Source organism: Novosphingobium sp. 11B (genome assembly GCF_054589055.1).
In genome coordinates this window covers 1-7138 of sequence record NZ_BAAILP010000238.1, presented here as the reverse complement: position 1 = coordinate 7138, position 7138 = coordinate 1, and the positions used below count along the sequence as shown (strand labels likewise).

10 protein-coding genes are annotated in these 7138 nt (G+C 65.5%); 2 read left to right on the top strand and 8 right to left on the bottom strand.

The annotated features are described in order from the left end of the window. Window positions 1-136: 136 nt before the first annotated feature. The 3 genes from xth to ACYPYD_RS20885 all read right to left on the bottom strand — a co-directional run bounded on the left by xth (window position 137) and on the right by ACYPYD_RS20885 (window position 1789). Window positions 137-913 (bottom strand): exodeoxyribonuclease III, encoded by a 777-nt coding sequence (gene xth / locus ACYPYD_RS20895; protein WP_459665261.1) that lies wholly within the window; start codon window positions 911-913, stop codon window positions 137-139. Continuing rightward, window positions 910-1242 carry a HesB/IscA family protein gene (locus tag ACYPYD_RS20890; protein WP_036525641.1) on the bottom strand — a complete coding sequence of 111 codons (333 nt, stop codon included), beginning with the start codon at window positions 1240-1242 and terminating at the stop codon, window positions 910-912. The genes xth and ACYPYD_RS20890 overlap by 4 nt, the downstream gene beginning before the upstream one ends. 121 nt (window positions 1243-1363) lie before the next feature. Next, a complete protein-coding gene (locus ACYPYD_RS20885) occupies window positions 1364-1789 on the bottom strand; it encodes a CBS domain-containing protein (protein WP_008830916.1) in 426 nt (141 codons plus the stop codon). 132 nt (window positions 1790-1921) lie between these two features. Between ACYPYD_RS20885 and ACYPYD_RS20880 the strand changes: the two genes are divergently transcribed. Continuing rightward, window positions 1922-2218 (top strand): hypothetical protein, encoded by a 297-nt coding sequence (locus ACYPYD_RS20880; protein WP_459665259.1) that lies wholly within the window; start codon window positions 1922-1924, stop codon window positions 2216-2218. A gap of 6 nt (window positions 2219-2224) precedes the next feature. Here the strand turns inward: ACYPYD_RS20880 and ACYPYD_RS20875 are convergent, their stop codons facing one another. The 5 genes from ACYPYD_RS20875 to ACYPYD_RS20855 form a co-directional block, all read right to left on the bottom strand. Next, window positions 2225-2593 (bottom strand): (2Fe-2S) ferredoxin domain-containing protein, encoded by a 369-nt coding sequence (locus ACYPYD_RS20875; RefSeq protein ID WP_008830918.1) that lies wholly within the window; start codon window positions 2591-2593, stop codon window positions 2225-2227. Beyond that, a complete protein-coding gene (locus ACYPYD_RS20870; protein WP_459665257.1) occupies window positions 2590-3021 on the bottom strand; it encodes an acyl-CoA thioesterase in 432 nt (143 codons plus the stop codon). The genes ACYPYD_RS20875 and ACYPYD_RS20870 overlap by 4 nt, the downstream gene beginning before the upstream one ends. 155 nt (window positions 3022-3176) lie before the next feature. Then, a complete protein-coding gene (locus ACYPYD_RS20865) occupies window positions 3177-3623 on the bottom strand; it encodes a DUF2497 domain-containing protein (RefSeq protein WP_459665255.1) in 447 nt (148 codons plus the stop codon). A 52-nt stretch (window positions 3624-3675) separates the two neighbouring features. Continuing rightward, window positions 3676-5139, bottom strand: coding sequence for a TolC family outer membrane protein (locus ACYPYD_RS20860; protein WP_008830921.1), 1464 nt, complete (start codon window positions 5137-5139; stop codon window positions 3676-3678). A 2-nt stretch (window positions 5140-5141) separates the two neighbouring features. Further along, window positions 5142-5747 carry a protein-L-isoaspartate O-methyltransferase family protein gene (locus ACYPYD_RS20855; protein ID WP_211150746.1) on the bottom strand — a complete coding sequence of 202 codons (606 nt, stop codon included), beginning with the start codon at window positions 5745-5747 and terminating at the stop codon, window positions 5142-5144. Between the two features lie 224 nt (window positions 5748-5971). On the opposite strand from ACYPYD_RS20855, the gene ACYPYD_RS20850 reads away from it, so the two are divergent. Continuing rightward, the coding region (locus ACYPYD_RS20850) for a fumarate hydratase (protein ID WP_459665253.1) at window positions 5972-7138 on the top strand (1167 nt) is incomplete at its 3' end.

Here is a 7138-nt window from a genome sequence, read left to right as displayed (position 1 = left end):
TTGCTGATCCTCCCTGTTCCGTAGGAATGGGGAGGTGGCAGCCCGCAGGGCTGACGGAGGGGTTATTTCCCCTCCACCACCGACTTCGTCGGCGGTCCCCCTCCCCATCGCTTCGCGACGGGGAGGATTTTTTGTTTCAGGCGGCCTTCAGTTCGACCCACACAGGCGCATGGTCGCTGGCCTTTTCCCGCCCGCGATGAACCTTGTCGACACCGCACGCCGCCAGCCGGTCCGCCAGTTCGGGCGAGAGCAGCGAGTGGTCGATGCGGAAGCCGTGGTCGCGTTGCCAGGCGCCTGCCTGATAGTCCCAGTAGGTCCACACCCCGCCGCGCGGGTTGTGCGTGGCGAGCGCGTCGGTCCAGCCGCCTCCGAGGAGGCGGAAGTAGGCGTCGCGGGATTCCGGCTGCATCAGCGCGTCGGAGGCCATTGCAGAGGGCGTCCAGACGTCGCGGTCGGTCGGGATGACGTTGTAGTCGCCGGTGATGATCGCAGGGACTTCCTCGGCCTTGATCACGTCCATGCGGCGGCGCAGGCGTTCCATCCAGCGCAGCTTGTAGTCGAACTTGGGGCCGGGCACCGGATTGCCGTTGGGCAGGTAGATGCACACGATCCGCACACCGAAGACCTGCGCCTCAAGATAACGCGAATGTTCGTCCTCGGGCTCGCCATCGAGGCCGCGCTGGACTTCGACGGGCATTTCCCCGTCGGCGAGGATGGCGACGCCATTGAAGCCCTTCTGGCCGTGCCAGATGCCCTTGTAGCCCAGCTTCTCGAACTCGGCGATCGGGAAGCCTTCGTCCTGCGTCTTGATCTCCTGCAGGCAGGCGACGGCGGGACGGGTTTCCTCGAGCCATTCGAGCAGACGGGGCAGGCGTGCCTTGACGCCGTTGATGTTGAAGGTGGAGATCCTCATACCGAGAAGCTGGACCCGCAGCCGCAGCCTGCGGCGGCATTCGGGTTTTCCACCCGGAACGCCGCGCCGCCCAGCGACTCCACGAAGTCGACGACGCAACCCTGGACGAGGTCGAGGCTGACCGAGTCGACAAGGAGCTTCACCCCGTCGGTCTCGGCCACGCTGTCGTCCGCGTCGGGGGCGTCGGCGAGGCCGAACTTGTACTGGAAGCCCGAGCAGCCCCCGCCTTCGACGGCAAGCCGCAGGATTGCGGGCTTGCCCTGCTTGCTCGCGATCGCGGCGACGCGCGCGGCGGCCGAGGGGCTGAGAGTCACGGTCTGCTGTTCCATGCGTCCGATGTAGGCGCGGCCTGACCCTTCGACAAGCTCGGGGTGACCCTTCGACAGGCTCAGGGTGAGCGGACGTGGTGCCACACCTCCAACTCCGCTCAGGTTGAGCCTGTCGAAGCCCTTACGCCGTCTGGATGTAATCCCGCATCGCGGCAGCCTCGTTCTCGATCTTGTCGATCCGGTATTTCACCAGATCGCCGATCGATACGAACCCGACCATGCGCCCGTTCTTCACCACGGGCAGGTGGCGAATGCGGCGGCGGGTCATCAGCGACAGCGCCGCCATGACCGAGGTTTCGGGCTCGATGGTCACAGGCAGCGCGGTCATGATGTGACCGAGCGGCATGTCGAGCATGTCGGCGCCCAGTTCGCGCAGTTTGTAGATTACGTCGCGTTCGGAGAAGATCCCGGCGATTTCGCCGTTTTCCATCACCGGCACTGCGCCGATTCTCTTTTCGGCGAGGATTCCGGCGGCCTCGCGCACGGTCATGGCAACGTCGCAGGTGACTACGGCATCGCGGCCTTCGATAATTCGACCGATGGTCATCGTCAGCTCTCCCTGTTCCTGAAAGGAGCCTCTGTTCCCGCAGCTTGCCCCCGGGGCGGAGCGTATCACAGCCGCGTCGGACTCGTCACGTCATGCTTGCGATGAGACGCCGTCAGGCCCAGATAGGGCGCGATGATACCGTCTTCGCCCCTCGACGATCCCGGCAAGGCTGCCCATGCCTGGGCGCGCTACCTGCGCATCATGCGCTGGATGATGACGATCACGGTCGGACTGGTGATCGGGTCGATAATCCTGCTGTACCGCTCCAACGGGATGGTCTCGATCCACTTCTACATCGCGACCGCGCTGGGCATCGGTTTCACCATGCTGCTGGCCTCGGCGCTGATGGGCCTTGCTTTCCTGTCGAGCGGGACCGGGCATGACGAGGCGATCGCCGATCCGCTCGAGGATGATGATCCTTACAAGTGAAGGCGCTCACCCACCCGGCGCATGCAGTCGAAACTCCTCGACCGGCTCTCCGCCGATGAGGTGCTGCTGGATGATCCGCTCCAGCACGTCCTCGTCGCACGAGTGATACCAGACTCCGTCCGGCCACACGACCGCGACCGGCCCGGCGTGGCAGATGCGCAGGCAGTCCGCCTTGGTACGGGCCACGCCGCCCTTTCCGTCCAGCCCGAGCTGCTTGAGCCGCTTCTTGAGGAACTTCCACGCGGCCTGCCCCTTCTCGGGCGAGCAGCATTCGCCCTTTTGCGGTTCGGCGCATATGAAGATGTGGCGGCGGATCATGTCGCTGCCGGTCTTGGCGAAGGCTTCCTCGGCCTTGGCGATGGCGTGGTGGCTCATGGCCGCAGTTTCCATTCCTCGGTCTGGCTGGCGAAAGTGGCTGGCATCAGCGCAGGGCCGTCCTCGCCGACCGTTACCATCGTGGAGCGGGAGAACGCGACCATCCGGTCGTCCTGCGTCACCAACTGGACGAGGCCGTGGCTGGAACGCCCGACCTGCTCGATGGCGGTATGGACGGTCAGCGCATGGGGATAGTGCGCCTCGCCGAGATATTCGATGCCGATGCTGACGATCATCGAGGACAGACCGACAAGTCCCTCGCGATAGCGACTGGCACGGTGAAAGCGCACGCGGCCATCCTCGAGGAATCCGGCCATCGCCACGTTGTTGATGTGCATGTTGACGTCGAGATCGCCGAAGCGCGGCTCGATGCGGCAGGAAAACGGGTAGCGCGCGGGATCGAGCAGCGCGGGATCGGGTTTCGGCATACCCGGTGAAGGTAGGAAGTGTGGGCCTTGAGGTCCAGCCCGTCCGGGCGATGGGGCTTCGACAGGCTCATCCGTGACCCGTCGACAAGCTCAGTGTGAGCGGGTGTAGTTGTAAACCTCTCAACGCCGCTCAGGCTGAGCTTGTCGAAGCCCCATCAGCCCTTCTTGCCGACGATCCGCTTGATTTCGGCAGCGACGAGGCGTTCGACCATAGCCGGCAGGTTGCGGTCCAGCCATTCGGTCAGTGCCGGGCGGAGAAGCTCCTTGGCGAGCGCCTCCAGCGAGGTTTCTCCGGAGCGGACGATCTGCGGCTGCGCGCCGGGCTCGGACAGCATGGCGAGCGCGGCGAGCGATTCGCGCATCGAATCGCGCGCCTGATCGTGCAGCAACGGGCCTTCGTCGGTCTCGCCCGCTGCGGTAATCTGCGAGGCTTCCTGGAGTTCGAGGACATCGTCCTCATCCTCGTCGGCGTAGAGCGGTTCCGGCTCGCGCATCAGGCGTTCGGTGCGGCTGGTACGGGTTTCGAGGCGGGAATCGCGCGCGATGACCTGCTTGATCGACTGGAGGATCTCCTCGACCGAAGGTTCACCGTTCTGACGCATCTGCCTAAATCCCTGTAGTCCCGCGCATCCAAGTCCTTATCCGCAAACGGGATCAGGGCTCCTGCGAAGCGGGAATGTTGCCGTCCTGCACCGGCGTGTCAACGGTGCGCGTGGACCGGGCCACTGGCGCATCGTCGTCGTCCCAGTCGAAGAACTTGCCGCGCACGCGTTCGTAATTGACGTCGGGATCGTAGAGGGTGCCGCCGTCGAGGCCCAGATCGCGCGCCTCGGCCTTGCCCATCGCCGCGAGCAGGGAGAACCCGGCGACGTAGGCATTGCGCCGCGCCGTCACCAGCGTGACCTGCGCGTTCAGCAATTCCTGCTCGGCATTGAGGATGTCGAGGATCGTGCGCCGACCCACCGAATTCTCCGCCTTCACGCCTTCCAGGCTCAACGTCGCCGCATCCACCGCGACTTGCGAGGAGCGGATCAGGTCGTTGGAGGCGACGTAGGAGGTGAAGGCCGAGCGAACTTGCGCGATCACGTCGCGTTCGGTGGCGATTTCCTGCTCCAGCGTGGCCGAAGCCGTCGCCTGTGCCTGGCGACGCTGCGCGGCGGGAAGGCCGCCCTGGAAGATGGGGATCGACAGCTGTGCCCCGGCCTGCGCGGACGAATCGCTTTGCGCCACGCTCGCGTTCACCGCGCCGCGCGCCAGCGTGTTGAAGTAGTTGTTGTACGTACCCTGGCCGAACAGTCTCAGCGTCGGCAGGCGGCTGGCGCCCGCAACGTCGATGTCCTTGTCCGCGGCCTTGCTGCGTTCGCGTGCAGCGATGATGTCCGGGTTCGCATCGAGCGCGATCGTCGCCGCTTCGCTGGCGTTGGCGGGCAGGTTCGGCAGCGGCGGCGGCGCGTCGAGCGCTTCGGGTGCATGACCGACGAACCGGATGTAGGTTTCGCGCGCGGCGGCAAGGTTGGCTTCCGCCGTCAGCAGATCGCTTTTTGCCGTCGCAAGGCGCGATTGCGATTGGGCGACGTCGGTGCGCGTGAGGTTGCCGATCTGGAACCGGTCGTTGGTCGCATCGAGGTTGGTCTGGAGAACCGCCACGTTCTTGCGGTTAAGCCCGGCGATCGCTTCCGTGCGGATCACGTCCATGTACGCCGCGACGACTTGCGAGAAGACCGAAGCCTCGGTGCCGCGCAGATCGGCCTGACCGGCGCCGACGCGGATCTTGGCAGCCTTGACCCGGTTCCTGACCGCGCCGCCCGAATAGATCGGCACGCCCAGTTGGGCATCCGCGGTGAATATCTTCGACGGAGCCGTGAGCGAGTTTTCGCTCTGCTTCAGGTTCTTGGTATAAGTTTCGGTCGTGCTGAGGCTGGGTAGCCCCGCAGCCCTGGCGATCGGCACGCCTTCGTCGGTGGCGCGCTGCTGGGCGCGCGCCGATTCCAGCGTGGGATTGGTCTGATAGGCGGAAACGAGCGCATCGCGCAGGGTGTCGGCCCGCGCAGGCGCGCCGGCCGTCAGTATCAGACATCCCCCCGCGAGCAGCCCGGAACGCCACGCGATCCGGGCCATGCTCAGAAGCTCCAGCGTTTGGGAGCGGCGAATTCGGGAAGCACGGGAATCCCCAGCTCCGCCAGCGGCAGCAGCGAGGTCACGCCGCCTGCCTTGGTGCCGGCCGCAAGGCGGGTCACGCCGCGCTCGGTCACGCCGGTCACCACGCGGCCACCCTCGGCGAGACGTGCGGAGAGGGCATCGGGGAGCACTTCGATGGCGCCGTCGATGACGATGAGGTCGTATTCGCCTGAAGCGGCTTCACCGGCAGCGGCAGGCGCCACGGCGTTGAGCGAGCCGACCAGCGGACGCAGCAGCGTGGCGAGGTAGCCTTCGCCGTCGCCGACGATCAGCGCCTTGTCGGTCTTCGCCGGAACGGCTTCCTGCAGCATCTTGCCCTGCACCAGCGGGGCGCCGAGGAACTTGCCATCGCCCAGCGGCACGGCGCGGTCGATATAGGCGGCGTCGCGCAGTTCGGCGGGCACGAAGTTTTCACGTGGAACACCGGCCATCGCTTCCAGCACCCAGGGCTCGTTCACGCCGCTGGTCCGCAGCTGGCTGACGATCATGGCGCGACGGGCGGCAGAAAAGTCGGTGGCAGGAGCCGACCGGTCCTCGGTCAAGGTCATTCGTGTATTCCCTCACTCGCTCGCGGGGCTTGCGGCAGATCGCTGCAATCGCGAAGACGACACTATGCGGCCGCTTCTATGCGAACCGGCCTCTCAGGCCAAGCCCCATGAAACAACGCCCGTCGATCCGATCAAGCACTTTGACGATCACGCCCATGCGGCTTATGGAGCGGCAAAAATCCGACGTTATCCGCCAGATCGGGCCAAGAAGACCGGAGAATTCCATGACAGAAATGGTGACCATCCGCGAAGAGGACCTCATCGAGTCCGTCGCCGACGCATTGCAGTATATCAGCTACTACCACCCGATGGATTACATCCGCGCGCTGGGCGACGCCTACGAAGCGGAGCAGGGCCCGGCGGCCAAGGACGCCATCGCCCAGATCCTGACCAACAGCCGCATGTGCGCCGAGGGTCACCGCCCGATCTGCCAGGACACCGGCATCGTCAACGTCTTCATCGAGTGGGGCCAGAATTGCCGCCTCGAGTCCGAGCGCAGCTTGCAAGACGTCGTCGATGACGGCGTGCGCCGCGCCTACAACCACCCCGAGAACAAGCTGCGCGCCTCGGTGCTGGCCGACCCCGCCTTCACCCGCCGCAACACCAAGGACAACACTCCTTGCGTGCTGTCGGTGGAGATGGTCCCGGGCTCGAAAATCTCGGTCGACGTCGCGGCCAAGGGCGGCGGGTCTGAGAACAAGTCCAAGTTCAAGATGATGAATCCCAGCGATTCCATCGTCGACTGGGTGATCGAGATGCTGCCGCAGATGGGTGCCGGCTGGTGCCCGCCGGGCATGCTGGGCATCGGCATCGGCGGCACCGCCGAGCATTGCGTCAAGCTCGCCAAGCAGAGCCTGATGGAGCCGATCGACATGGCGCAGCTGAAGCAGCGCGGCCCGCAGAACGATATCGAGGCGCTGCGCATCGAGATCTTCGACAAGGTCAACGCGCTGGGTATCGGCGCGCAGGGCCTCGGCGGCCTTGCCACGATCCTCGACGTCAAGATCCTCGACTGGCCGTGCCATGCTGCGGGCAAGCCCGTCGCGATGATCCCGAACTGCGCCGCCACCCGCCACGCGCACTTCACGCTGGATGGTACCGGCCCGAGCTTCCTCGAGACGCCGAACCTCGACGAATGGCCCAAGGTCGAGTGGAAGCCCAGCAAGGAAGCGATCAAGGTCAACCTCGACACGCTGACCGCTGAGGAAGTCCAGAGCTGGAAGCAGGGCGATCGCCTGCTGCTCAACGGCAAGATGCTGACCGGGCGCGACGCCGCGCACAAGCGCATCGCCGACATGCTGGCGAAGGGCGAGGAACTGCCGGTCGATTTCAAGGGCCGCGTGATCTACTACGTCGGCCCGGTCGATCCGGTGCGCGAGGAAGTCGTGGGC